The organism is Acidobacteriota bacterium (assembly GCA_016208495.1).
Classification (GTDB): Bacteria; Acidobacteriota; Blastocatellia; order Chloracidobacteriales; family Chloracidobacteriaceae; genus JACQXX01.
Window position 1 is genome coordinate 1 of record JACQXX010000043.1, and the last position, 25,749, is coordinate 25,749.

The following is a 25,749-nucleotide window of genomic DNA, read 5'->3' on the forward strand; positions in this document are numbered from 1 at the left end:
GCTTGAACGTCTCAATCTCACCTTGCGCCAGGCGCTGGCCCCTCTGGTTCGCAAAACCTTGCACTTTTGCAAACAGCGCCAGCAGTTGGAGCGCCGGGTTGTCTTCTTTCAGGTGTATTACAATTTTGCCCGTCCTCATTTAAGTCTGCGTCTCCCTCTGCCTGACTCTGAGCGTCGCTCCTCGGGTGTGATTCATCCCAAATGGAAACCCCGTACCCCAGGGATCGCGGCTGGGTTAACCGACCATGTCTGGACCTTTCGCGAGCTTTTAACCGCCAAATTTGAGCCGATTCAGAATCACAGTATTAGCCGATGAGCACCAAGGAACCAACCAACAAATTTAATCCAAACCTCCAGGTCCCAAGTGTTAACCAACAGGCAATAAAATTCTCGCATTAGAAAGCAGTCAAGTGATTTAATACCAGTTTGTAGTCAGTAGATCGTAGTCAGTAGTCCACTAACTCTATTTGATCAAATAATTTAACTGTTCTCTGATACGATGGCTTCATTCCAAAATGGTATAACCAAATAAACTGAGCGAACTACTGACTGCTGACTACTGACTACGAACTGATATTATTTGATGATAAACAGGTCATTGAGTTCTTTGTCTTGAAACTCCAGATTGACGATTGGGCTGGTATCAAGCTTAATTTTCGTGGCAATCACCTGCGTTACAGGCGACAGGATGTTGAAGTGATCGGCCCCAATCACGGAATGAAATCGCATGACCGGGTTTTGTGATGACCGTGAAAGCTCCTGGAGCGATTCCCAGTTGCCGACCGTGCCTTCAAACACAAAGGTCGGCGTTTTAATCGAATGCAGCCACAGTTTGGGGGCTCTGAGGTCAAGTTCGCGATCATTGGTGGTGTCAAACGGGAGGTTATCCGGGCCATAGCCCCAGACGTCTTCGACCGGTCCAAAGGAAAACACAGCCCTCAACCGATCTGTTGAAGCCGCCACCAGCAGGGCCAGCGTGCCTCCGGTGCTGTGTCCGCCCAGGTAAATTCGGTTTGGGTCTACAAATTCCTGTTTCGAAAGATATTCAATCGCGGCTAAAACATCGTCAACTTCGCCGTAAAAGGCTTCTTTGTACCCCGGATTCAGATTCCCACCGCGAAGCGACGGAAACATCAGGATCATCCCCGCCTGGCGAAAAGCACTCGCTGACTGGTCATTGTCAGGAGTGGCTGGGGCCCACGGCGTATTGTCAATGCTATTGCTAAAGCCACCGGTGAGCCAGATCATCGCCGGACGTTTCTGTTTATCCGGCGGAGGCTGGCTCACATATGCCGCCAGTTTCCCAATCGGCGATTGATAATAAACAATCTGAAATAATGCTTTGGGAGGCACGACAACCAGCTCGCTGTCGGTTTCCGTTTTGATGAGCCGGGTTTTGAACCCGCGTCTGGCTTCTGACAAGGTTGGTTTTTGCTCTGGTTTGGAATTGGATGCTGGCTGAGTCGGTGGTTTGAGTGAACAGGCACCCAGAGCAATGAAAACCACCAGACTGAATAAAACAGTACCCTGTCGCATTGCATTCCCCTTCCAGAAGTCTGTGCTTCAACCACTGATAGATTATTGAGGATTTCGCATAACTCTCAGAAAATAATACTCGTTAAAGGGACGGTCATCCGTAATTCTCACTTCAGGGTTTGGATCAACCAGCTTTGAAATTGGGATTTCATTGGTCAACATCCGGTTAAAAATTGCTTCAACCGTCTTATCGGGAATATCAGGTTGAAACCATTCAACCAGATCTTTTCTGGCAGTATCAGATAATCTGGCAAGTAATTGAGCCCCTGTGACTTGTGGGAGTGGTGACATTGAAGCAATAAAGTGATAGCCCCACCCTTCGGCTGAAGGAAAAACCCGAACGTATGGAAATGAGTTGGATAACGAGCGAGCGACGGCATTCACCGTTTGTGGTTCGCCAAATCCATACCATTGCTGGACAATTCCATTGGGTTTCAATCGTTTTTTCAAGGTTTGGTAGAACTCTTCACTGTACAATAAGCTGGAGCCGGCAGCGGCAGCGGGCGGGGGAGGATCAATTGTAATGATGTCAAACTGGTCGCTGGTCCGATTCAAAAACCGTCGGCCATCATCAATGACAATTTTCCCTTTGGGATTTGAAACCACCACCTGCGCATCAGGAAAGAAAAACCCAAACGAATCTCGGACAGCCGGAGAAAGCTCCACGGTCGTGGCCTTGACACCCCAACTGAGCATGGACCGGTGGGTGGTCCCCATTCCAAAACAGATAGTAAGTACTGATTCCGGCTTTCCTGAGTGAAATACCATTGGTAAATGAGCCATGAACTTGGTAATGGGAGTCAGCGCCGTAATATTGTACCCGTTGACAAACATCAACCGATCAAGACCCGTCCCCGCACTGACAACCGTTGCCAGATGGTCTCTTTTAACCAGTTGCGGAAATCCAGGGGGGACTGGGTTTTCATGGCTGTGAATGACAAACAGGGAACAGAATAAACTCACCCCGGTCAACCCGGCGGAAAAGAAGCGCACGTTTTCATCTAATACCTGGAAAGTCCTGGCTAAAAAGAAGATAAACGGGACCGCCAAAAGGACTAACGCACCCTGGACGCCCATCCAGGACAGCAACAAATAGCCGGCAACCAAAGGACCCAAAATACAACCAAACACATTGACGGCATAGGCTTTCCCAGCACGGTCAGGAGCACCAACCGAGTATTCGTCTACAATTTTTGGGGTCAGATATCCCAACAAAGCACAAAAGGGGAAAATACTGACCAATGCTGGAATTGCCCGGAGGTTGCCAAATGCCCAGGGAACACTTGGAATGAGCCGCGGGTCATTTATCAGTAACGGCAGAAACGCACTGACTGAGATAAACGCAACCAGTTTTGAGATTGATTGAACCTGACCAGAGGCAACATCCCGGCGATACAGGAGCGACCCAATCCAGGTGGCCAGCAAATAGACAAACAACAGGGCCGCAAAGGCATACACCTGGGTTGATAACACTGAAGCAAAGGCACGCGTCCAAACCACCTCCATGGCCATTGAGGTAAACCCGGTCGTAAACAACAACGCTAATAGCAAAGATTCAGATGACATCTCGGCAGGTGCGGTACTTTCCAGTTCAACTGGGGCTGGTTCTTCTGGCTGGTCAACCTTCTCTTTGGGTGACATGCCAAGCCAAAAACTCACCACCGCGATAGCAAAATTTGAGATTCCCGCAACCCACAGCGTGTGGCGAAACCCAAACAGCTCAACCAGGATCAAGGCTGTAACCAGGGTTCCGCACATGGCGCCGATCACATTGGCCAGGTAAAGAAAGCTAAAACTTTTGGTGTCCGTTTCAGTTCGTTCTTTGACAAACGCCATCATAAAGGGGAACGTAACCCCCATACAAACACACCAGGGAAAGATGGAAATGGTTAACGCACCCGCGGAAAACAATAAATATCGAACTGAGTCAGATTCACCGGCACCCAAAAGCCACCGCCCACTCAATTCAAAGAGCCACGGAACAACAATTGAACCAAAAGCAATAACAAGTTCAGCCAAACCATAAAACATGGCGGCTGAGCGGTTTGATTTTTGGGTTAGGGAACCAATCCATTTTCCTCCAGCCCAGGATCCCAAAGACAAACCAAGCATAAAAACTGAAACCACAATTGAAAGGACTGGTGTGATAATCCCAAAAGTCGCAAAGGCAAGTCGCAGCCAAACCGTCTGGTATAACAAACCGCAAAAGCCTGAAATGAAAAAAAGTGAAAACAGAATTCGTCGAAGGTGGAGAGTCATAGTGCGTTTGCCAGGAGTGAGTAATGGGTTGAAAAAACCAAAAGGCTGAAAAAAATTTGAAGTCAGCCCAGGAGGATAAACCGATGGCGATTTGCTCCTGAGCCAAGGTGCAGTTCAGGACTTCACTTTAAACACATTGACTGATTTCGGGGCCACACTAAGCACAACTTCCGGTACCCCAGTGCTCCAATCAACTTCGATTGGAACCGGCAGATTGCGGGTTAAATCCTGCCCGGCGACCGGTTGCCGAACAAGTTTGGCCCCCTTCGAAATCAATGGTTTGCCATCGCGAGATACCAGCTTGACTCGTTTTTGGGCGGTGCCTGCCGATTTGGCCTCTTTTTCATTGGCGTTGACGACCACCACGACACTATCTTTGGTTGCAATGAAATTTCCACGCTGGATGAAGCGAGCAAAGGCAAACACTCCGTCATCTTCAGTACTCTCTGATGAATCAGCCCAGAGCGTCGAAATCTGACCGCTTTCAAGTGCCGGCAGTGATTTGCGATATTTCATCAAAGACGAGAGCACCACAAAGCTCCGGTTGCTTCGGGTTTGCTTGAGGGTTTCCAGGTCATTTGGTTTGCAAAAGGTCAACCGTCCGGCTTCGCTGTCGCCTTCAATTTTGCTGTTGGCAATCAGGCTGGCTTCCGTCCCGTAGTACAAACAGGGAATCCCTTCCAGCGTAAGCACCAGCGCCGAGGCCAGCAGATTGTTTTGTTCGCTGACACCATTGGCTCGAAACCGGTTGAGTCCATCGTGATTTTCGGCAAAATTGACCATTTTCCGCCGGGCGGAAAGTCCATCCAGACCTGGTTTCGGGTTGTACATCGGCCTACCACTGTTGTCCTTTGTGACATAGGCATCTTCAATCATCTGAGCCAGCGAATTCGGTGTTTTATATCCATTTCCATCCACCCGCAGAAAATCACGAATGGCATAATTCGTCTGAAAATGAATCAACGAATCCAAACATGGCGTGGCCGTTCCATCAGCTCGATAGGTGTATTTCCCAAGGTCACGTGGATTGCCGCTATACACTTCACCAAAGAGAATCAATCGTTTGGCGGCATCAGGCGTGAGTTTTTTCCGCAATCGCTCAGAAAACACATCCCAAAATTCATGGTGAACGTGCTTGACCGTGTCAATCCGCAGGCCATCCACGCCAAGTTCCTGAATATAAAACCGATAGACTTCGACAAACTCATCAACCAGCTTGTCGAATACCGGATTTTTCTTTGACGTCCAGAAATCGCGAAGGGCAAAAAAGTCGCATTCGACTTCTTCGCCGTCTGATTTCCCAAGGCTGCCATCGCGGTATCCTTTGCGAGTGTAGGCATCAAAGCTCTGAAAAATGCCGGACGTCTTGAGTTTCACGGGGCGCGAACCAGATAACTTGATCACTTCGCCCGCCGCCGGGCCGACTTTGGCCATGTTCCAATTCGCGACTTCAGCCCATTTGGCATTGGTATGGCGACCATCCGGCAGAAAGGGTTGAATCCACTCGCTGTTGTTTTTGTCAGTATAGCCCTGATCAAATTGCCCATTGCCATTGACGTCATAGTAAAAAACAGGGCCCGCGTGATTCATCACGACATCTTGAATCACCTTGATATTCTTTTGATGCGCCAATCGGATGACATCGCGATAGTGCTCAAGGCGGCCCTCGCGGGTGTCGGGGTATTCGCCTCCGCCAAGTCTGGTTCGACTGACCACATGTGGATCAATATCAAGGAAATCCTGCGCCCAGTAGCCGTGATACCCGCTTTTATCCTCAACTTTTGAATACCAGGTGTTGCGCACGGGCGGTGTGATCCACAGGGCGGTCACTCCTAAATCGGTGAAATAGTTGTTTTGGAGCGCCAGTTCGAGGCCGCGCAAATCACCGCCGTGGTACCGGTCAAGGTTTTGTTGTGATGTATCATAGAGTTCCGGGTCGCTTCCGGGTGGAATGTTGTTTGCCGGGTCACCATCCATAAAGCGATCAATCAACAGAAAATAAATGATGTCCTGGTTCCATTTTCGAGTTTTATAGCTTTTGCCCGACGCACCCGACGTCGGTACAGGAATCATCATTAAAAGGAGAAAGAACAGGCAGCGTCGCCGGAGCCAGTTCGTCAAAGGGTACCTTGCGGTCATAGCAATCCTCGTGAGCAAAAATGTGGGGCTGTCAAAAACACAACTTGATGGGAATGCAAAAACTTGGGGGAAAAACGGTTGGCGATTATGGTCTGGAGTGTGGAAGGGAATCAAGCATCATTCGGGGTTTAGGGTTCAGGGTTTCAATTATTGAAGATCGGTTGGTATAGAATTTCAGAGCAAGAAACCACGGAATACACGGAACACACAGAAAATAAAACCGGCTTCTTCTGCAGTGGTTGAATTGAGGCAGGTCGTTTACTTTGAAAAACATGTGGAAATTTACACATTCGGCTCCAATCGAAAATCTATCTGGGGTCAACCTCAGCCGGGGAAAGCATCTTTTGAAGCCTGCTGGTCAATCAAACCAGTAGTCCACTGCCGGCGGCGAGATACCTTTTGTGTCCTTGTGTTCCCTGGGGCTCGACCGCCGGAGTGAACGCTCCCTCCCAAACAACCTTCTGAGAAAAATTCCTCTGGCACAAAACTTGCACCTCAATCTGAAGACGAAAATTTCAGAAAGGGGCTGAGCACTATGGCCATGCCATATTTTTATGAAGTCGAAGTGAAATGGGATCGGGAAAAAATCGGAGACCTGAAGGTTGCGGGCCTTCCCGGAATGAAGGTGGCTACTCCGCCGGAGTTTGGCGGGCATGAAGGCTACTGGAGCCCCGAGCACCTGTTTGTGGCTTCAGTGAATTCCTGTTTTATGGCCACTTTTTTGGCAATGGCGGGAAATTCCAAACTTGAGTTCGAAAGCTTTGATTCAACCGCGACTGGAAAGCTGGAAAAAGTGGAAGGTGTCGGCCTTCAGATCACCGAAATTTCAATCCGGCCAGTGCTGGTCATCTCCAACACCAAAGATCTGGAGCGAGGGTTGAAATTGCTTGAAAAGGCCGAAAAATACTGCCTGATTTCAAACTCGATCAAATCGCGGATCACGCTCGAACCAGTGATTTTGACCGAACATGCTCCAGTTTTAAACGGCGAATTATTCTAACAATTTTTTCACCACAGAGGACACAGAGGGAATTTCCTTTGTGGAAGCCTCTATGTTCCTCTGTGGTGAGATTCAGCAATCAAAATCTCAAATTATCTTGTGATTTTTCGTTGAGCCTGAAGAAAGCAATTCCTTCATTAAAATGTCAGAAAACAATAAAAAACACTTGAATTCATTTCACGATCAATTTACTGTTGCGGATCAATAAAGTATTCAATCATCAAATCAATCTGCTTTTCTTTTTGAGCTTCCAGGTTTTTGGATTCTGATATGTGAAACCCAACTCCACATATCTTCACGTGTTTCTCATCAGATGAGTTAGTCCCCCTAATTTTCATTTGAGAAGCAAACTGTTGATATCAAATAGATTAAATACTCTCAAAGGAGATGTCATCTTTTTTCAGTAGATAAAAGAGCCATCCTGGAACCGAGCCTTTCTGTGTCTTTGCCGTGTATTTGACCAGTCCAATTTCAACTCTGGTTGAATAGCTGAAGTGTGCCTGACTTCACTTGCAAACTGGGTAATCGGAATATGATCAATATAACTGGAAAAAACACTAACAATTCCTTCTTAGAAAAAACAGGTACTCATTTAAACCCTGACTGCCCCACACCAACAAGAACGGGAGGGGAGAGAACTTTAACTCAACTAACTTTGAGGAGATAAACACATGCCGCCGATTACCGTCTCAAACGCGCTGTTACAGGAAGCCCACCAATATAAGCGCGAGCTTCTCGAACGAATGTTTGGTACAACGCCGCTTTTTCTCAGCCTGGCGCCAACGGTTTCTTCGCAAGCTGCCGCAATCCTGAGACCAGGCAGTAATATTTCTGGATTCGGCTACGGTGCCAAGGAAACGCTCGGTGCGGGAACTGAGGAACTCGCCGTCCGGGTTTATGTTCGTTCGAAGCTGCCCAATTCCCTGCTGAGTGCCGGGGATAAAGTTCCATCCCAGATTAATGGAATGCCAACCGACGTCATTGCCGTCGGAGATGTGGTCGCCACGGCTCGCCCGGTCAAATGTGGTGTTTCAGTCGGTCATTTTCAAATCACGGCTGGAACACTTGGCTGTCTGGTCAAAAAAACCGGACTTTCGACTGGAGACCATTATATCCTCTCCAATAACCATGTTCTGGCTGATTCAAATGCGGCTAGCATTGGCGACGACATCCTGGAACCTGGACCGGCAGATGGAGGAACCAGTCGGATTGCTGAATTGACCGACTTTGAAGCGATGGATTTTACAGGGAACGCCAATACAATGGATGCCGCCATTGCCAAAGTTGACAACCTGGGAGATGTATTTCCGGAAATCGAAACCATCGGGCGGATCTCCAATCCTCCGATGCCTGCGGCGCTATATCAATCCGTCCGCAAGCATGGCCGAACGACCCGGCATACAATCGGAGTTATCATGGATTTATCGGCTGATATTTGGGTAAGATATGGCGGGAACCGGGCCTGGTTTGAAGATCAAATTTCCATTATTGGCGCCGGCGGCAATTTCAGTGCTGGAGGGGATTCAGGATCACTGATTGTTGACGGAGTGACCAAACGTCCCGTAGCGCTCCTGTTTGCCGGAGGCGGCAATACAACCTTTGGAAATCCGATTGAACCAGTGTTATCCCGATTTCAAGTGGAAATTTTGTAAGCAGGAGGTAGCTCCACATGATAATTACCGAACCGGACAAGCAGGCGCTTATGGCGGCCAAAGCGGAGCTGCGACGACAATTCAAAAACGTACCGGGAGTCCAGGGGTTTGGAATCGGCGAACACAGCGTCCGAGTCTACATCCAGGACACCAGTCTCCGGGCTCACATCCCGGAACAGATCAACAACATTGAAGTCGAATGCATCGTGGAAGGCGACATCCGCGCCCTGGCTCATTCCTAAGGATTAACATCAATCAACCCGAGGCGGATTCATTTCATGACATCCGCCTTTTGGGCACTTCCATCAGGGTTGGAGTCATTCAGACCAGCCTTTTCTGTTGAAGCAATTTTCATTTCTTCAAAGCTTTTCCAAACAGGCAACCCGACATTTTTTCATTGGACACAATCAGCCACCAAAACTCACTTAACCGGACCATTCCGATCAAAACCACTTTGTCTTTTTCCAGTAGAGATTTTGAACAGGATGGGATCACCCGTGACTCAATATCGCTCCTTCAAGCTATTCGTGAACCATGTCTAATTTTCTTGTGGAATTCATTGAACTTACTGCACGCCACCTTCCAGAGATGAAGCTCATCGCATCGCTGATGGCTTCCACCTGTGCGATGGGTTTTTTTGTCCTTTGTAAAAGCACCGAAAATGATAGAGAAGGTCAGGGAGTTGATTGGACCTTCTACTTTTTGGGAGGTTTTATTGCCTTTGCGGTCAGCTATTTCCTCCAATGGGTTTTCCAAAAATCATCAAAGGAAGTTTTAGATGTCATCTCGATTTCCGGGTCTGCCATAAACAATGTTTTCTTTTTTGCCGCCGCCGCCACGCTGTATTTAAAGCGGCTATCTCACCGTGGATGGGTCACGATTATCACTTTAATGGCTATCCCAGCTTTATTTTCGATTGCGTTGAATTGGTATGGAAAGGGTGCTGAGTCTTTTAATAGATCGTTGGATTCAATCCCATCAGTATTTTGTCTTATGTATTTTGGGAGAGCCCTAAGCGCCAATATTGACTATCAAAAAGGAAACGCTCATTTAGAATATTTTTGGAAAGTGGCTGCATATGCTGTTTCAATACTTTATTCGCTCACTTCAATCTGTTATGTAATAGTTCCAATATCTTCCTTTGCTGATCAAGCAAATAGTGTTTTGCTTGTATCAGGCATTCGTATAGAAGATATTTCTAATGGGCTTGATTCAATTATAGTCTTACTTCTAATAATACCTTTAAGATTCAGCTATTTTGTCATTGCAATTGTTGTAATGGCGAGAGCAAGAATAGTTGGGCTACTTCATTCAACATTTTTGATGTTGGAGAGACTTGCTGAAGCACAAAGCGCTGAGGAATTATTATATATTCCACAGACAATTCAGGAGCGATTACAGGTTGATACAGTCGACTTTTCTATCCGAATCCCTGTATCTCATTCTCCTAAAATGCTCATCTTTAAGTATCCTGGTCAGTATCCAGACAATATCGACATCATTGACCTACCAGATCAAAAGACAATCGTTGGACAGGTGTTAACAACAGTCAAAACAGTCTGGCTTTCAAATTTAAGAAAAAGTACCGGATCTATCTTCTCAAAATTCATTTTTACTGATGACCCAGATAAGTATAAACAGCTTGGTGTTAGTGATTGGGAAATAGAAAGTGAATCATTCGTTCTAGTTCCAATTGTTTTCCAAAAGAGTGTTGTTGGATATATTCAAGCAACGACAAAAAACCCTCGAAAGATAACGGCTTTTGCTCGTAGCTATTTACGAAGACTCGCAACGCTATTTTCTCCGTCTGTTCAAGCCTTTCGCGAGCATGCCGCTACTGATCAATTTGGAATTGAATTTGCAAAATGGCAAGTGAGCCAGGAAAAAGCAACCATACAAAGCAGTGAACGAGGGATACAGGACGATATAAATCAACTCGCTGCGATGATTCAAAATATTTTGTCTCCGCTCAAAACTGAATTATTGATTGATATTGGTTTTACAAAGTTCCCCTCAGAGCAACCTGATTCTCACAATGAATATAATTCTCTCCATAAAACACAAAAACTATATTCGGGTTTGAGAGTGCGAGGAACAGAACACCACCCAGAACTTACCATTGGAAACTTGATATTAATTATACCTCAGCACGATGATGGAACTTCTGCAGATAATCATCTCGCTTTAGGCACTCATTATTTACACCGGCGAGCCTTTGCAGCACTCACCTCAGAATACATCCTTGAAATTTATCAAACTCATTTTAATATTGCAATAAATGGACTTAGTATTAAACTCAATAGTTCAAATACGTTTGAAGATTGGGAAGCTCAAATTGAACAAACAGTACTTCGCTTGGGCATTCAAATAACGTTTGCCAGAAATCCGGAAACTGAGGAAATAATCGGAGGTAAGAATGAACCTGAACTGAGACAATTTCTAGAATCTCAACCGATTTACCCAGCTTTTAGCGTAGAAATAGAAGAGGTTTCAAATTCTCCTTTATCAGGTCAAAAAGTCATAAGCCTCTCACTCCCTAAATCAAAAACCTCTATCTGGTTTGGTATCAGTCGTAAAGATTTTGGTCATGAGATAATCCCCCCCTCTCCGTGGAGAGTCTTCCTTGAACGTTTGGGTGAAATTGCGGATATTAGCCTCGCTGGAATCATTACTCAGCAGAAACTTCACGAGGCAGCCAAAGTTGAAGGGTTAGCCGTTGCAGCAGTAACAATTGACACTCTGTTTCACCAAATTGTGAATATTGTTCGGAATGTATCACTTTCCCTTCCATTGCTGAGGGAGGCATTAGAAGATCATACACTCACAACAACTGACGAAGAAATTGCAGAGTTGATCCGAAAATTACCTGAACAAACAAGCCATTTAGAACAACTTGCAAAAAAATTAAGAGGCTTCACCCAGTATGAAGGTCAAAAACCTTGTCTTTTATCTGAAGCAGCCATACATGCCCAAACTCTTCTCGATGGAAACTTAACGCTTCGAAAAATACAGCTCCAAATCAAGATTCCAAATGATCTCAAAATTGATTTTCCACTCAATGTCGCTTCAATGGCAATTTCAAATTTGGTGATGAATGCCAGTGATGCAATTAGTACTATGAGTGTTCGACGCGATGGGATTATTCACATTAATATTGAAAAACTTGGTGATTGGATTCACTGTCATATAATTGATAACGGCCCTGGTATCCCTGAAGATCTAAAGGATAGGATCTTCGATCTAGGTTTTTCGACCAAGAGGGAAGGGAGAGGCTGGGGACTGTATCTTGTGAAAAGAGCGATGAGAGAAAATGGAGGCAAAGTTGAATTGACTGAATCCCGGCCAGGATTTACCAAATTCTCCCTCATATTTCCGAAACTCAAAGAAGGAACAAACCAATGACACACTTGATCAACACCCCATCTTTATCTCTTTCCCAAAATAGAATTCCCGGAAAAATCCTGGTCGTCGAGGATGAATTTGCTCAACGGTTAGCATACACAAAAGCTTTGCAAAAATGCGGCTTCCAGGTGGTTACCCCAAAAAATATCAAAGAAGTTCGAAAACAGGCCCAGGAACTTGGTGATGAGTTAGCTGTAGCCTTACTTGACATGAGGCTGATTGAGCCAGATTACGAAGACCCAAACGACCCAGGATTAACAGGTGCTGATCTTGGGTTAGAAATTCGCAAAGGACGAAAAAGGGCAGGAAAACTATCATCTCAACAATTTGTGATTTGCTCAGCCTGGCCGAACATTGAGTACTACAAGAGTGCGGTCCAACTGGGCGTTGCAGCATATCTCTTAAAGGATGAACTGATTGGGATTGCTGGACTTGCTCGACTCGTAAGCCATATTCGGGCTCTGTATTTACGCTGGGCAATTGAAACTGATTGCCTTGGTAGTTCACAACTCCTAAAAGAAATTGCGTTTACCTCTCGAAACCAGGAAGAGAGTATTGTTAGGTTTTGTCAGGAAATAATCGCCCCTCGACTCGAAGAAAGCCTGGGAGCACCGTTTGTGATTTTGTTAACCGACAACAAAGGCACCAAATGTTGTGCAGGAAGCTTAGATATTCCACAAGGGTATTCTCGGGAATTAGATGGTATTCAATTGATGACCTTTGTGGACTTTAAAGGGGCGGACCCATTTATTCTGAATGCACAGGAATCCTTTTGGCGGGAACGCCTCAGTCCAGAGTTATCACTCACGTTAGATGGAGCTGCTTTTATCCCGTTCTCAATCCGAGAACTGAGATTAACCCTGGGTATTCTTAAGAACAATTCAACGGAAAATCAATTTACAGAAGATGTTAAGGAATTAGGAAAAACCCTTGTCCAGTTTTTCAATCCAACACTGATTGAACTGATAATCAACCTTCTTTCTGAATTCTACGAGCGCTCAGGAGAGTTAAAAGGAGAACTACAAGGACTGGCTAAATTGTGTTCGATGGTTGGACAAGAACAGCTTAACCTCTTATCTGATTTGAACCCCGAGGCTCCTCAAGGCATATTAGATGGACTTCAAATCTGGGCACGGGATCTCTTGAGTATAGGAACTTCATTGATGTCCCTTAGTACAGACAACCTTGACCCGGACTATTTGGAAGAAATTCAAGTCGCGGAATTTATCACTGCACTCCTGGAAGGTCATTTGCCCATGTTTGATTGCGAAATCCATGGGGACTGTACTGTAATTGCAACTCGTGAGGACCTTTACACTATTGTCTCCAGAATGCTGCAATGGTTTGAACGACAAGCGGAAATTGGTAAAACATCCACCAAAATGGCCATCTATTGTTCAGAAACAAAAGAACGAGCCCATCTAATTTTTGAAGACCAAAGCTGGCGACTCCCCAAACCTGCACGAAACCGTTTATTTGCACCATTTACTTATATCCGGCCATTTCATGGAAAACCGGACAGCAAAGAAAAGGAAGAAAACACTGGTCGGTATCTATCTTTGTATCTGGCGGGTAAGTTGGTTGAAATACGCTATAAAGGCAGGATTGAAGATCGAACAGATGAATTGGCTGGTGAAGAAGAAGCTGAATTGGGCCATCGCTTTGTCCTTACCTTTCCAAAAAATAATGAGTAATTTGAAGTGATGGAGGAAACATATGCCAGTTAGCATTTTTGTCCTTAGTGAAGGTTCCCCGAGACCACTTGCTTATTGGATTGAAAATGACCCTCAAGGGCATGAACCCAGTTTTCAACAAAAAAAGTGGAATGACCTTGTCCTGGATTTACCAACCCATTACACCAATGAGCCATCCCAAAATAAACGGTATCATGTTTTTCTCTGCCTCTATGGACCTCACATTTCACAAACATTTGAACTGGATTATTACCAGGAATTGATACAACAGGCCCAAAATTTCTCCTGGGGGGCCAGAGTTACCTTTGTCATTAGCCAGGAAGTGAGTCGCAAATTTGACCTCACGTACATTGACGCACTTCACGTCTGGTTCCGTAAAATTTTTCCAGTTCAGGAAGAGAATCACAAGCCAAACATTTATGCTGATGACTTAATTGAGTTACCAGAAGCGTATTTTGATCGGATTACTGCCGAAGCTGATAGATTTGCAAATGAACTGCACAAGCACTCCCTACGCTCTCTTGCACGAGCAAGTCAAGTGAAAGAAATTATCTATAAGGATTCAAAACTATGGATTCCAAAAATCTCAGAATTGAGAAGCTTTTTTCCTGAAGAAGTCAGAAACATGGGGGATGGGTTTAAAAAAGGTGAAGCTCAAGAAATTGCAATCATCCATGTTGATGACCAAAGTAAAATAAAGCAGATTGCGCCAGGCAGGGCAAAATTTGAAACAGTTATCCTGTGTAATGACAAATCATCTGGTTCAAAGCTGGAACCTGCTTTTGAAGAATGGGTAAAAGGAAAAAGACTTATTAAGGCTACAGGGATTTTTGAAACAGTATTCATTTGCCTGCACATTAAACAAAAAACTCCTCCTCCATTAAGACGGATCGGGAAAATCGAAGTTATCCCCCCACGTCGGTCACTCTTTCCTCCAAACTCGAAACAAACTGAGCCCCATCTTTTGGTTACGAGTTCTTTTAACAAGAATGTAGATCGGCTGCCATATCTGTTTGGCGCCTCTGAGCACATTGCACGGATAAGAAGAAAACTGCCTTTTGGGTATCATTTTCATGTTCACCCATCTTTGAATGGAGAAACTTTGGCCAGTTTTGTGAGTGGCCATCTGTTTCGGGAAAAAGAGTTAACGGCCTGGGTTTACATCGGACATGGTTTTGGTGGGAACCTTCAAACTTCCGATACTGTTTGGAAACCTCTCCCTGACGGTAAAATCACGGCAGAAGCGGTTCGAGAAAAACCTCAATTTTGGCTTGATCAGTTTCGAGGCTATGAAAAGGGCTTACCGCTGGTGCTCTTTTGTGCCTGTGAGTCAGAGAAAATTGCACGCCAATTTGCACAAGCTGGGGTTGGTGTGGCAATCGGCTTCAAAAAGAAGGTTTTGCTTGAGCAATGCTGGGCTATATCAGAAGAAGTAATCCCAGCCGCTATCAAGACGCATGGTGACCGGATGGCAATAGTTAATGCATTTCACAGAGCTTGCTTGAGATTGCCAAAACCAAAAATCATTGAGAACGGCCAGGAAACATACCATGACCCTGAACCGGTTGCTTTTTTACATCGGACCTAAATGTCTTGAAAATGCTCAATGGCGACATTATTTCCCTTCGGCAACCAGGAACGCATTCACTCTCAGGCCAAGTGGCAATCGGGTGTCTGGTTCGAGTTCAACCAGGACTTCCAGGATTTTGGTGTCTACGCGTTCGGTTGGTTCTTCGGTCCGAATGTTTTTCTTCCCCAGGATTTGCCCGACCTGGACGACCTTCCCGTAAAATTGCTTCTCGCCAAACGCATCTGCCGTAACATAGGCTTTTTGCCCGAGTTTGACTTTGGCCACATCCGATTCATCAATATCAACCCGCACACGCTGGGCCAGCCGATCTGAAATGGTCACAATCGGGTTTGGATTGGTGTCGGAAACACTTTCGCCAATGTGCAGATGTTTGCGAAGCACAATTCCAGAAATCGGGGAGCGAATAATCGTCTTGGCCAGTCGCGCCTGGGCTTCCTGCACTTCGGCCTGAGCAAGTTGGACTTCAGCTTCGGCGCGAGCCAGATCTTCAGCCCGAGTTTGGGTTTCGATGAGGTTCATCCGTTCGCGAAGGGCTTCGAGCCGGGCCTGGGCCACCTGATAGTTTCGATCCAGCGTGTCTACGTCGTGGCGAGCAATAAACCCTTCAGCGAGGAGCTTTTGTTTGCGTTCGTACTCAAGTCTGGCATTCGCAACCTGAGCCTCGGCTTCGCGAACGTTGGCCTGGGCTTCGCGGCGCTCTTCAGTGCGTGAACCATTTTTGAGCTTGAGCAATTCGGCCTCACGAATCTTGAGCCGGGCCTGGGCCGAAGCCACCAGCGCTACAAAATCAGCGTTCTCAAGTTCGGCCAGCACCTGACCTTTTTCGATCACATCACCTTCTTCGACCAGCACGGATTTCAATTTTCCGCTGACTTGCGAACTAATTTTGATTTCTTCAGAACGTGGTTCAATCCGTCCCGAGCCTGGAACGAGATTGGTAGGTGATTTTTCTTTGGTGGTCGCCGCGGCTTCAAAAGCTTTTCCAGGTTCAACCAGTTTTACGGCATACCCGGTTAAGGCCAGACTGCCGACCATCGCCACTGAAACCATCGCTACAAAAAAATTCTTTCGCATAATTTTCTCCGTTTCTGGTGCATTGTGCTGGGTACCTGACCATGATTTCCCAGATACCTGACAATGCGAATGAACTGATTGAAAAAATTGTCTTTCTATAAACCCTGAACCCCGAACCCTGAACCCTGGTTTGAGTGTGCTGCGACTGTCACCAATTTCTGAGTTGGCAATTCCTTGAGTTTGCCGTCTTCAATTCGAACCATTCGGTCCGCATAATGCAAAATCCGATTATCGTGGGTCACAATGACCACCGCGCGTCCACGTTCGTGGGCCAGTTCGCGCAACATTTCCATCACGGTTTGGCCGCTGGTGCTATCGAGCGCCGCCGTGGGTTCGTCTGCCAGAATGATATCTGGATCTCCGGCCAGGGCACGGGCAATGGCGACGCGCTGTTTCTGTCCTCCAGAAAGATCAGCCGGATACGAATACAATTTGTCAGCCAGGCCAACCCGTTCGAGCAATTCCTGGGAAATCCGGCGTGCTTTGCTGCCACGAATCCCTTTCAGATCGAGGGCGACCTCTACGTTTTCACCTACATTTAAGGCCGGGAACAAATTGAACCCTTGAAAAATGAATCCAATGTGTGACCGACGCACTTTTGGAAGCAGGGAATCAGATAAAGCCGACACGTTCTGACCTTTGATCCAGATACGCCCAGAGGTCGGCGTCAAAATACAACCCATAATTGACAAAAGTGTCGTTTTTCCACTTCCAGACGGCCCCATCATCAACACCAGCTCGCCTGGAACCACCTTCATTGAGACTTCGTGGAGCGCGTGAACGGCACTGGCGCCGCTCGAATAGGTTTTCGTGATGTGTTCAACTGAAATTGCGTGTTGCATATATTTTTTAGGGTTCGGGGTTCGGGGTTCGGGGTTCGGGGTTCGGGGTTCGGGGTTCGGGGTTCGGGGTTCGGGGTTCGGGGTTTTCGAAGGTAGTCATTCTCTTCAGCCCTGAGTCCAGGAGTTTTTCAACCCTTAAAAACCATGGCTGGATCAATTTGAGTTACTTTCTTAATCGAGACAATCGAAGCCCCAATGCACATCATCAGCGTGAGGACAAACAGACCGAGGCCAACCTGCCAGGGCATAAAAATCGCAGTGACTCCGTTTTGACTGGCCTGGACGACGAGCAAACTGACTGAAATTCCAAGCACATATCCAATGACGGCACTGATGACAGCCTGTTCAATAATGACTCGATAGATATAGCTGTTGTCAGCACCCATGGCCTTGAGAGTGCCATATTCTTTGAGGTGATCAACGGTGGAGGCATAAATTGTCTGAGCGACGACCACCACGCCGACAATCAACCCCAAAATGGCCGCCACAATCACGGTGACACCGGCGCCGGTGCTAAACAGCCAGTAATCTCGGGTCATTTGGCCAAATTCGGCAGCCGTTGAAATATCCACGTCTTTGATTCGCAAACCAAGTTCACGCCTGACCTGCTCGACGTCATATCCAGGCGCAACTTTTACCAGAATGTACTGGGTCTGGTCTTCGCGAAAATTGGCGTAGTTGAGTGCGTTTTTAAATGAGGTGAAAATGGCCGGAGACGTGGTAAAGGTTCGAATCCCTCGCGTAAACCCAACCACTTTGGCCCGACGATTATTGATTTCAACCACCTGGCCAAGACGAGTCACTCCCAGTTTTTCTTGATAGAGTTCGTCAATGATGATGGTGTCATCCGCTTTCAGGTCTTCGATTTGACCAGCAGTGAGATTCCACGGGCCGCCGAGTGGGCGATCCGGGTTGAACCCAAGCACCATTCCGCCTTCATTTGAACCATCCGGGCGTTTCCAATCAATGAATTGCAGAATGAATTTCTCGGCCCACTGAACGCCTGGCACCGCACGTGCCTGATAGAGCTTGCGTTCGCTAAACACAACGCCAACTTCGATATAGGGAACATCCTTGGATCGAATCCAAAGGTCAGCTCCTGAATGATGGATGATGTCTGAGGTAGCCCGGCTAAACCCAACCAGCAACCCAATTTGAATCGCCACCAGAATAACGGCAAACACCACACCTGTCAGAGTCACGCCAAACCGAACCTTATCGTGGATTAAGTTGCGCCAGGAGAGCCGTCTCATTCGGAAGTACCTCGTTCGTTTAACGCAAAAAAGATGCTTAACGGCGTTAAGCAACAGGCAAAAAAATCAGGCTTTTAAGCCATTGACCAGAGTATCAATCAGATGGGTAATGAGTTGTTCGCGATCTACCCATGGAAAATCCTGATGATCAATCAAGAGCACCACCAGCCCGTGAATCGCGGCCCAAATCGTTTGACTGGCCGTGGCCACATCAACCGGGCGGAACGCCTTCTGGTCAATACACGCCTGAACGATCCCAACCAGATAGCTGAAAGCTTCGTGCCCAAGGGATTGTTCAAAGGGGAATCGCTTCTCAAAATCACAATTGTGGTTCATCCCGCTGAAAACCACTTTGTAGTGATTAGGGTGTGACAAACCAAAGTCAATATAGATGCGCAGACCACGTTTCAGAGCCGAAACCGGATCCGGTTCCAATTCGCCCAGTTTGCTGTAGGACTGAATCAGTTCGCCAAACATTTCCTGGCAAATGCCATAGAGGAGTTCGGCTTTATCCTGAAAATAGAGATAGATCGTGGTTGGAGTGTATTCGATCTTTTCGGCAATCTTGCGCATGGAAACATTGTCATAGCCTTCAACCGCAAACAGTTCGCGGGCGGCGTCCAGGATTTCCTGGCGCAAAGATTCTTTTTCACGTTGCCGACGTTCTTTCACACCCATATCGAGTTCAACTTCTTCAAAACAATTCGAAAAACAAAGAAAATTTACTTAACAGCGTTAAGTATACTTTTTTTGACTTGAGTGTCAACTACAAAATGAACGAACAAGAGCGAGTAGCGAGATAGCAAGTAGCGAGTAGTTTTAAACCAAAACCAAAACTTTATGCACTTTCACAAAACTGAAATGATGTCCAATTACAGATTTCTTGTCCTGGGTTGGCTACTCGCTATCTCGCTACTCGCTATCTCGCTACTCGCTCTTGTTCGCTACTGGCTTTTTTTCTGATGTAACATCCTGTTTACGTGGGCTCCGTACCACACCAAACGCCTCCCAAGCGTTCCTTTCCAACCGGCAACCACCTTTTCCAACCCAAGGAGGTCATTATGTCAAACGTTGCCGCCAGACCGACACCACCGACAACAACCTGCCCACGTTGTGGTTCACTTCAACCCCTTTCCCAACCCTGTCCACACTGTCAGACGTCACCCGAATCAGTTCCTCAACCTGTTCAATCGAAATTGGTGGCCAATGCCCTGATCATTCTGGCCGGAGTTCTGTTTCTCTGTGCCACGGCGCTGCTGATTTCCAAACCTGGAATCCAGTTTCTGGGATTCTACCTGGCAGCGGGAATTGGTGTCTGCCTCGGAAATATCTGGCTACGCTATCGCCGGGAAGGCGGTCAAAGCCCCAAACTCGATTTCAAAGACCCATATTTAATTGCCTATCTTCGTGGAGGAGAGGCTGAAACCCTCCGACTGGCCGCGATTGAATTGCTCCGCCGAGGGTTGCTGGTCGAACGTGAAACAACTTTTCTGGTCACTGCTGCTCCCGAGACCCCATCCAAAGCCGAAGCGCCGCTTGAAGCTTCTTTGCTGGTCTGGTTTCAAACTCCAAATGTCGCCAATTCGATTTTCAAGGATGCAAAACCAAAAAACAGTTGCCTCTATTTGAAAGACTGGCTGAAACAACTTGGATTGCTTCCGGATGAACATATCACGCGGGCCCGCCGCCTTCGGTTTGGGATTTCACTTTGTATCCTGATTGGGCTGGCGGCGATAAAAATTGGCTATGCCCTCTCAACCGGGCATCTCAACATCCTGTTTTTGATACTCCTGGCGATTGGATTTTCGGTTGTGTTGGCCCTCACCTCGTTTCCGCGAAGAACACGCCTTGGCGATACGGTTTTAAACGACCTTCAAAAACTCTATCAACCAGTTTGGTTTGAGAACCAATCGGTCAACCCGCTTCCCAACAACCAGCTTCCTGATCTGAGCGACCATGTAACCTCACTTGCGGCGGTTTATGGGTTAGCAGCCCTTCCGCCCACCAGCCTGGACCTGGCTCAAAAACATTACCCGTTGGCGGTTGCAAACCCATCAACCACCAGTTGCAGCAGTTGGAGTTCATCAGGTGGTGGCAGTTGTGGTGGGGTGAGTAGTTGCAGCAGTGGTGGTAGTAGTTGCGGTGGTGGAAGCAGTTGTGGTGGCGGCAGTAGCTGCGGTGGCGGTGGATGTGGTGGCTGCGGTGGAGGGTAGAACAAACCATCCTGGGGCTGAGGGCTGAAAAAGATGAACTGAATAATTTTCCCCAGTCTCTCACCCCACTCACTCTTTATTTATGGAAGCCTCGCATTAGAAAACAGCCAGGTAATTCAATCAACTCAATTTATTGAACTACTGACTACTGACTACTGACTACTGACTACAAACTGGTATGAAACCACATCGTGTTGGCCTTGGCTGGAGACCTAAATTAGCTCCTGAAATACTTGGAAACCTCGACCAGATTGATGTGGTCGAGGTCATTGCCGATGATTATTTTTCGGCGCCAAAGGTTGATATTCGGGCCCTGCGAACACTGGCGGCTCAGGTGCCGGTTGTCCTGCACGGGGTTTCACTTGGAATGGCTTCGATTGCGCCAGTTGAACCCAGACGACTTGACCAGATGGCCCGGCTGGTCAATGAACTTGAGCCCGAATTCTGGTCCGAACATCTGGCGTTTGTTCGGGCCGGAGGCGTCGAAATTGGTCATCTGGCGGCGCCTCCACGAACCGGAGCCAACATTGAAGGCACGCTGGCCAATCTGGAACAGGCACGCCGGGTTGTTGGCACCGCACCGCTCGTGGAAAACATCGCCACTCTGATTGATCCTCCTGGCAGCCAGATGACCGAAGTCGAATGGCTCAACGGCATCCTTTCCCAAACCCAAAACGGGATGCTCCTGGATTTGCACAACCTGTATGCCAATGCAGTCAACTTTGACTTCGACCCGGTCGAGGCCCTGCACCAGCTTCCGCTTGAACGAGTTCGTAGCATTCACCTGGCTGGAGGACGATGGATTTCAGCAAATAAAACCAGGGGGCGAAGACTCCTGGACGATCATCTTCACGATGTTCCCGAAGCGGTATATGCTCTGCTCACCGAAGTTGCCAGACGAACCTGTCACCCGCTCACGGTTTTGCTTGAGCGTGATGGGGCATTTCCACCTTTTACCGTGCTACTCGAACAGCTTCGACAAGCCCGACAGGCCCTCCGTTTGGGCCGTAACGCAAATCTGAGTGAAGACAGTTAGTGATTAGTGGTTAGTGGTTAGTTATTATAGCCTTTCAGGTGCGACACGAAGTCGCACCTGAAAATCTATAGTTCTTCTCCGAAAGTATTGATTTCTAACCACTAACCACTAATCACTAATCACTTTCTTCATTTTTCATTCCCAATTCTTCATTCTGCTATGTCCAGTGAACACTTCGAAGCTTTTGTCGCTCGACTGTATGCCGATACCAGTTATTGCGAATTGTTTCTGTCCAATCCGCAGCAGGTAGCCCGGCAGGCAGGGTTATCTGAAACGGAGATCGCAGCACTTGACCAGATTGATTTGGTGGGCCTGGATATTGCCTGTCAGAGTTTTGCCCGAAAGCGAGATCAAAAAGCCAGACATCAGCCAAAATTATCCAGGTGGCGAAAATTGCTTCAGAAAGTGATTGCCTGGTTTGGGTGAGGAAGCAACATAAGAGCTATTATCAGATGCAAATTATTTCCTTGACACTTTTAGGAAATGCTTTTGAATTTTCTTTTCTACCCACACGCTCTCCTGATTGACTCAATGAAGCTTATGTCATTTCAAATTTTTGCTCAGCGCCCAGCCCAAAGATGCGACGTTTGCCATCAGTCAGATTGTTTTGACCCGATTACCTGTCGGTGTAGCCGCTGTCAGCCAATCATTGACCAGGGTATGACTTCGAAAGTGGCTGTTCATCGGCGTCAACGACCAGTTTCAATCCCGCTCCCCTTTCGATCAGACTGGTTTTTTCAGCCGTACTTTCCCAAATCAATCAAACAGAAAGCATTTGATCCGAAACCAGGACTCCCCTGGTGGAAAGTTGTGCTTCCAGGACTCACCCTGGTTGAAAAACTCGCGTTTTACCTGCTTCTCCTGGCACTGCTTCCCGCCTGGCTGGTGCAACAACGCGTGCAAAATGCAATCACTGCCCGCGCTGTCCTTGGGCAAGTCCTTGTGATGCAAGACACAGCCTGCGACCTGATTACTTTTGATAACTACACTGACAATCATCTGTACTACCCGGTCATTCAAATCCAGGGATGCAGGCATGTCAACGAGACTCCCTCGGAAGAAATCAACCGCAAAATGGGGATTTACAATGGTTATCGGTTGATTTGGAAAGCCCGAAAAAAAACCGATTCCGAGCCTTCCAGTTTTACCGCCGTCATGGTGCCGTTGGTTCAAACCGGAATGTTCCGAACCGGAGATGACTGCTTTTATATTGATGAATATGGAGTTATGAGACATTCAGGGAGTCCAGCGGTTATTCCAAACCGTTTGAGCCCGGTGTGTGAGCGAGATTTCAGCCTGTTTGGTTCGTGGTTTCATCCTGTCCGATACTAACCTTCTGATGAAAATTCAGTCTCCCCACTTTGCGTATGCTCTTCACACTGCGACTTGCCGATCATTCAGACGTGTCACTCCTGCAGAAATTGATCCCGCTTTCGGTTCGTGAACTCAGCCGGGATGTCTACACCGCTGATCAAATTGAAAGCGCCATCGTCCACATTTTTGGCGTTGATACCCAACTCATTGACGATCAAACCTATTTTGTAGTGGAAGCCAGCGGCGTAATTGTCGGTTGCGGTGGCTGGAGCAAACGCAAGACGCTCTTTGGCGGAGACCAGACCAAAAGCCGCCACGGTTGATTCCCGGCTTGATCCAGCCGTTGAAGCCGCCCGGATTCGGGCATTTTTTGTTCATCCAGACTGGAAGCGCCAGGGTATCGGTCGTCTGATTATCAATGCCTGTGAATCAGCCGCTGTTCAGGCTGGGTTTCGACGCTTTGAACTGGTGGCAACGCTTCCCGGCGAGCCATTGTATGCGGCGATGAGGTATTGCGTTACCAATCGGTTTGAGATTCCAATGCCAGATGGCAATTCCCTGCCAGCTTCACGCATGATCAAAAAATTGTAAGTACGCTATGGCTCAAATCTTCATTGAAGGCTATACACTTGACGAGGTTTTTCATTTTCCGCTGCCTGATCTTGAAGCTTTGATTTTTACCGGCGAGCCAATCGAATTGAAGATTGGATCGGCCAAAATCCTGGCTCAATTTCAGAAAACAGAGTGTACATTGACGCTTGAACTGGCCCACATTGATGGTGGAGGCGAAGGCGTTCTCCTGACACTCGCCCTCCTGGTCGAAAAATATGCACAACTGACCAACCTGACGCAAATACACTGGATCGTCCATGCCGTTCACTGTGCCAAACCAAATCTAAAACTCCAGCGGATGCTCATTCGGAAAGGTTTTCAAATCAAAGAAATGGAAGGGTTTGGTTTGGTCTATTTTCGAAACCAAATGTTAGGTTCCCATGGAGAAAATTGAACTACCTAAAAAACCAAAACTGAAAGCCGACGCGATACCAGCCGCGCCCTGGCCGCCAGCGCCGAAATACTATTCTGGCGGATTTGAAGCCACACCCCATCCAACCACGGGAGTCATCACCTGGAACATCAACACCACGTGCAATTACCGCTGTAGCTATTGCACACAACGGTTTCTGGACAATCGTGCCCGCTGGGCGCGAGACACACAGGCTTTTTTGGAAGGCTTCGCGCGATTGCCGGGACAATGGGAAGTCAAACTTTCGGGGGGCGAACCCTTTTTGCATCCGACGCTGTTGGAAATTGTGGCTGGACTTCAACGTCTGGGACATCTGGTCAGCGTAGTGACCAATTTTTCAGCAACAGAGGAAAAACTCCTGGCTTTCCTGCACGCCGCCGGAACGGCATTGCGGGTATTTTCGGCCAGTCTGCATCTTGAATATGTCTGCGATCAGACGTTACTGGTTCAATTTACAGAAAAAGCCAGACTGGTTCAGGAGCGGTTACCCGAAAGCGCATCCTTGAACATCACCTGTGTCGCCACCCGTGATACCCTTTCAAAACTGGCTGAACTGGCCAGGTGGTTCGCCAATCAGGGTCTCAGGTTTAAAATTCAACCTGAAAAACAAAACCGGGATGTGATTGAGTACACGCCGGAAGAGCAACAGCACCTGGTCCAGCTTGGGGGGCATAACGGGCTTGGAAAAATCGCCTGGTCATTTCAAGGCCGACCGTGCTGGGCTGGGGCGTGTTCCTTCACGCTCGATGATCTGGGGAATGCCTGGCGCTGTTATCCCGCCCGTCGGTTTCGTACCCAGTATCTCGGGAATTTTCTGACACCTGCCTTTGTCCTTGCTGAGGGACCATCTCCCTGTTTATATGCTTATTGCAATTGCACCGTTCCTATTGAGCGGGGAATGATGCCTACAACTGAGGGAGAAATTTTTCATGGCGATGAAATTTAAGACATTTCGAAACATCCTGATCGGTGGAGTTCTGATTTCCGTGGCCGGAATAGGTGCCTGTACAGTCATTAGTTTTTACTTTCTCGGTAGCCGACCAGCCCCCTCAGCCCCAGTGGCACCAGCGGCCCCGAGCGCGCCACCAGCACCGGTTGCGCCACCAATTGGCCAGCCCCCCAATGCCCCAACGCCACCGGCACCACCAGCCATTCCACTTGCTCCTGGCGCCCGCCGAATGGATCAACTCATCATCGAACAGCTTTCCAAACCCGTTTCCGGCGATAAAATTAAAGATGCCTTCAACCGTGAACCGTTTAAAGTCAACTTTTATCGGGATGGCACTGAGCCTCACTGGTCACGGCTTAAAATTGACTACAATCGGAATGAAAAATGGGATGAAAAGTGGGATCTCGAACAAGGTCAACCGGTCAAACGCCATGTCGCCAGTCAGGATGATGAGCAATATGACCAGGAATACCGCTGGGTTGGCGGTAAATGGGAACTCAAAACGAAATAACCGAATACAATTTGGAGTGCGATGACCTGTCATCGCTTTGGATTCCAGCGACTTGTCGCTAATTGGCCGAGTTTTGCTATAGATTTTCAGAATAAGAAACCACGGAATACACGGAATACACGGAAAATAAAACCAAATTTTTCAATAGTTTCTGAGATTTCCCACAATAGAAACTCAGGAAATATTTATCTGAAAAGCTATAGATTCCGAATGCAACCGACCTTTCCACGATTATCACGTTGCAGGAATGCTCCTGCTTG

The 25,749-nt window shown here is 47.4% G+C and carries 21 protein-coding genes and 1 pseudogene; 15 read left to right on the forward strand and 7 right to left on the reverse strand.

Going from position 1 to position 25,749, the window contains the following annotated elements:
- A partial coding sequence (locus HY774_07200) for a hypothetical protein (protein ID MBI4748260.1) occupies positions 1-316 on the forward strand: 316 nt, incomplete at its 5' end.
- A 260-nt stretch (positions 317-576) separates the two neighbouring features.
- On the opposite strand, the gene HY774_07205 is transcribed toward HY774_07200, so the two are convergent.
- From HY774_07205 to HY774_07215, 3 genes are all read right to left on the reverse strand, one after another.
- Positions 577-1,536 carry a prolyl oligopeptidase family serine peptidase gene (locus HY774_07205; protein MBI4748261.1) on the reverse strand — a complete coding sequence of 320 codons (960 nt, stop codon included), beginning with the start codon at positions 1,534-1,536 and terminating at the stop codon, positions 577-579.
- 42 nt (positions 1,537-1,578) lie between these two features.
- Positions 1,579-3,795: a fused MFS/spermidine synthase gene (locus HY774_07210; protein MBI4748262.1), complete on the reverse strand. Its 2,217-nt coding sequence runs from the start codon at positions 3,793-3,795 to the stop codon at positions 1,579-1,581.
- 114 nt (positions 3,796-3,909) lie between these two features.
- Positions 3,910-5,934 (reverse strand): hypothetical protein, encoded by a 2,025-nt coding sequence (locus tag HY774_07215; GenBank protein MBI4748263.1) that lies wholly within the window; start codon positions 5,932-5,934, stop codon positions 3,910-3,912.
- A 535-nt stretch (positions 5,935-6,469) separates the two neighbouring features.
- Between HY774_07215 and HY774_07220 the strand changes: the two genes are divergently transcribed.
- The 6 genes from HY774_07220 (at position 6,470) to HY774_07245 (ending at position 15,270) form a co-directional block, all read left to right on the forward strand.
- Positions 6,470-6,934: an OsmC family protein gene (locus tag HY774_07220; protein ID MBI4748264.1), complete on the forward strand. Its 465-nt coding sequence runs from the start codon at positions 6,470-6,472 to the stop codon at positions 6,932-6,934.
- Between the two features lie 671 nt (positions 6,935-7,605).
- Positions 7,606-8,586, forward strand: coding sequence for a hypothetical protein (locus tag HY774_07225; GenBank protein ID MBI4748265.1), 981 nt, complete (start codon positions 7,606-7,608; stop codon positions 8,584-8,586).
- A gap of 17 nt (positions 8,587-8,603) precedes the next feature.
- The gene (locus HY774_07230; protein MBI4748266.1) at positions 8,604-8,828 is read left to right on the forward strand and encodes a hypothetical protein; all 225 of its coding nucleotides are present in this window, start codon (positions 8,604-8,606) and stop codon (positions 8,826-8,828) included.
- Between the two features lie 292 nt (positions 8,829-9,120).
- Complete coding sequence (locus HY774_07235; GenBank protein MBI4748267.1) at positions 9,121-11,988, forward strand: sensor histidine kinase; 2,868 nt, start codon at positions 9,121-9,123, stop codon at positions 11,986-11,988.
- Positions 11,985-13,682 carry a response regulator gene (locus HY774_07240; GenBank protein ID MBI4748268.1) on the forward strand — a complete coding sequence of 566 codons (1,698 nt, stop codon included), beginning with the start codon at positions 11,985-11,987 and terminating at the stop codon, positions 13,680-13,682. Before HY774_07235 ends, HY774_07240 begins: the two co-directional genes overlap by 4 nt.
- Positions 13,683-13,704: 22 nt before the next feature.
- A complete protein-coding gene (locus tag HY774_07245) occupies positions 13,705-15,270 on the forward strand; it encodes a hypothetical protein (GenBank protein MBI4748269.1) in 1,566 nt (521 codons plus the stop codon).
- Between the two features lie 27 nt (positions 15,271-15,297).
- Here the strand turns inward: HY774_07245 and HY774_07250 are convergent, their stop codons facing one another.
- The 4 genes from HY774_07250 to HY774_07265 all read right to left on the reverse strand — a co-directional run bounded on the left by HY774_07250 (position 15,298) and on the right by HY774_07265 (position 19,120).
- On the reverse strand, positions 15,298-16,347 hold the full coding sequence (locus HY774_07250) for an HlyD family efflux transporter periplasmic adaptor subunit (protein ID MBI4748270.1): 1,050 nt from the start codon (positions 16,345-16,347) through the stop codon (positions 15,298-15,300).
- Between the two features lie 95 nt (positions 16,348-16,442).
- Positions 16,443-17,189 (reverse strand): ABC transporter ATP-binding protein, encoded by a 747-nt coding sequence (locus HY774_07255; GenBank protein MBI4748271.1) that lies wholly within the window; start codon positions 17,187-17,189, stop codon positions 16,443-16,445.
- Between the two features lie 128 nt (positions 17,190-17,317).
- Positions 17,318-18,442, reverse strand: a complete 1,125-nt coding sequence (locus HY774_07260; protein ID MBI4748272.1) for an ABC transporter permease — start codon at positions 18,440-18,442, stop codon at positions 17,318-17,320.
- Between the two features lie 66 nt (positions 18,443-18,508).
- The gene (locus HY774_07265) at positions 18,509-19,120 is read right to left on the reverse strand and encodes a TetR/AcrR family transcriptional regulator (protein MBI4748273.1); all 612 of its coding nucleotides are present in this window, start codon (positions 19,118-19,120) and stop codon (positions 18,509-18,511) included.
- 383 nt (positions 19,121-19,503) lie between these two features.
- On the opposite strand from HY774_07265, the gene HY774_07270 reads away from it, so the two are divergent.
- The 8 genes and pseudogenes from HY774_07270 to HY774_07305 all read left to right on the forward strand — a co-directional run bounded on the left by HY774_07270 (position 19,504) and on the right by HY774_07305 (position 25,489).
- Positions 19,504-20,655: a TIGR04222 domain-containing membrane protein gene (locus tag HY774_07270; GenBank protein ID MBI4748274.1), complete on the forward strand. Its 1,152-nt coding sequence runs from the start codon at positions 19,504-19,506 to the stop codon at positions 20,653-20,655.
- Positions 20,656-20,833: 178 nt separating this feature from the next.
- Positions 20,834-21,691: a DUF692 domain-containing protein gene (locus HY774_07275; protein ID MBI4748275.1), complete on the forward strand. Its 858-nt coding sequence runs from the start codon at positions 20,834-20,836 to the stop codon at positions 21,689-21,691.
- A gap of 159 nt (positions 21,692-21,850) precedes the next feature.
- On the forward strand, positions 21,851-22,117 hold the full coding sequence (locus HY774_07280; GenBank protein ID MBI4748276.1) for a hypothetical protein: 267 nt from the start codon (positions 21,851-21,853) through the stop codon (positions 22,115-22,117).
- Between the two features lie 114 nt (positions 22,118-22,231).
- Positions 22,232-23,023, forward strand: a complete 792-nt coding sequence (locus HY774_07285; GenBank protein MBI4748277.1) for a hypothetical protein — start codon at positions 22,232-22,234, stop codon at positions 23,021-23,023.
- A 35-nt stretch (positions 23,024-23,058) separates the two neighbouring features.
- Positions 23,059-23,596 (forward strand): annotated as a pseudogene (locus tag HY774_07290) (GNAT family N-acetyltransferase).
- 7 nt (positions 23,597-23,603) lie between these two features.
- Complete coding sequence (locus tag HY774_07295; GenBank protein ID MBI4748278.1) at positions 23,604-24,011, forward strand: hypothetical protein; 408 nt, start codon at positions 23,604-23,606, stop codon at positions 24,009-24,011.
- Entirely contained in the window at positions 23,998-24,975 is a 978-nt protein-coding gene (locus tag HY774_07300; GenBank protein MBI4748279.1) for a radical SAM protein, read from the forward strand. Before HY774_07295 ends, HY774_07300 begins: the two co-directional genes overlap by 14 nt.
- Entirely contained in the window at positions 24,959-25,489 is a 531-nt protein-coding gene (locus HY774_07305; GenBank protein MBI4748280.1) for a hypothetical protein, read from the forward strand. The genes HY774_07300 and HY774_07305 overlap by 17 nt, the downstream gene beginning before the upstream one ends.
- Positions 25,490-25,749 lie beyond the last annotated feature (260 nt).

Coding starts and splice junctions, on each gene's coding strand:
- HY774_07205 (MBI4748261.1), bottom strand. CDS start 1,536: ATGCGACAGGGTACTGTTTTATTCAGTCTGGTGGTTTTCATTGCTCTG.
- HY774_07210 (MBI4748262.1), bottom strand. CDS start 3,795: ATGACTCTCCACCTTCGACGAATTCTGTTTTCACTTTTTTTCATTTCA.
- HY774_07215 (MBI4748263.1), bottom strand. CDS start 5,934: ATGACCGCAAGGTACCCTTTGACGAACTGGCTCCGGCGACGCTGCCTG.
- HY774_07220 (MBI4748264.1), top strand. CDS start 6,470: ATGGCCATGCCATATTTTTATGAAGTCGAAGTGAAATGGGATCGGGAA.
- HY774_07225 (MBI4748265.1), top strand. CDS start 7,606: ATGCCGCCGATTACCGTCTCAAACGCGCTGTTACAGGAAGCCCACCAA.
- HY774_07230 (MBI4748266.1), top strand. CDS start 8,604: ATGATAATTACCGAACCGGACAAGCAGGCGCTTATGGCGGCCAAAGCG.
- HY774_07235 (MBI4748267.1), top strand. CDS start 9,121: ATGTCTAATTTTCTTGTGGAATTCATTGAACTTACTGCACGCCACCTT.
- HY774_07240 (MBI4748268.1), top strand. CDS start 11,985: ATGACACACTTGATCAACACCCCATCTTTATCTCTTTCCCAAAATAGA.
- HY774_07245 (MBI4748269.1), top strand. CDS start 13,705: ATGCCAGTTAGCATTTTTGTCCTTAGTGAAGGTTCCCCGAGACCACTT.
- HY774_07250 (MBI4748270.1), bottom strand. CDS start 16,347: ATGCGAAAGAATTTTTTTGTAGCGATGGTTTCAGTGGCGATGGTCGGC.
- HY774_07255 (MBI4748271.1), bottom strand. CDS start 17,189: ATGCAACACGCAATTTCAGTTGAACACATCACGAAAACCTATTCGAGC.
- HY774_07260 (MBI4748272.1), bottom strand. CDS start 18,442: ATGAGACGGCTCTCCTGGCGCAACTTAATCCACGATAAGGTTCGGTTT.
- HY774_07265 (MBI4748273.1), bottom strand. CDS start 19,120: ATGGGTGTGAAAGAACGTCGGCAACGTGAAAAAGAATCTTTGCGCCAG.
- HY774_07270 (MBI4748274.1), top strand. CDS start 19,504: ATGTCAAACGTTGCCGCCAGACCGACACCACCGACAACAACCTGCCCA.
- HY774_07275 (MBI4748275.1), top strand. CDS start 20,834: ATGAAACCACATCGTGTTGGCCTTGGCTGGAGACCTAAATTAGCTCCT.
- HY774_07280 (MBI4748276.1), top strand. CDS start 21,851: ATGTCCAGTGAACACTTCGAAGCTTTTGTCGCTCGACTGTATGCCGAT.
- HY774_07285 (MBI4748277.1), top strand. CDS start 22,232: ATGTCATTTCAAATTTTTGCTCAGCGCCCAGCCCAAAGATGCGACGTT.
- HY774_07295 (MBI4748278.1), top strand. CDS start 23,604: ATGGCTCAAATCTTCATTGAAGGCTATACACTTGACGAGGTTTTTCAT.
- HY774_07300 (MBI4748279.1), top strand. CDS start 23,998: ATGGAGAAAATTGAACTACCTAAAAAACCAAAACTGAAAGCCGACGCG.
- HY774_07305 (MBI4748280.1), top strand. CDS start 24,959: ATGGCGATGAAATTTAAGACATTTCGAAACATCCTGATCGGTGGAGTT.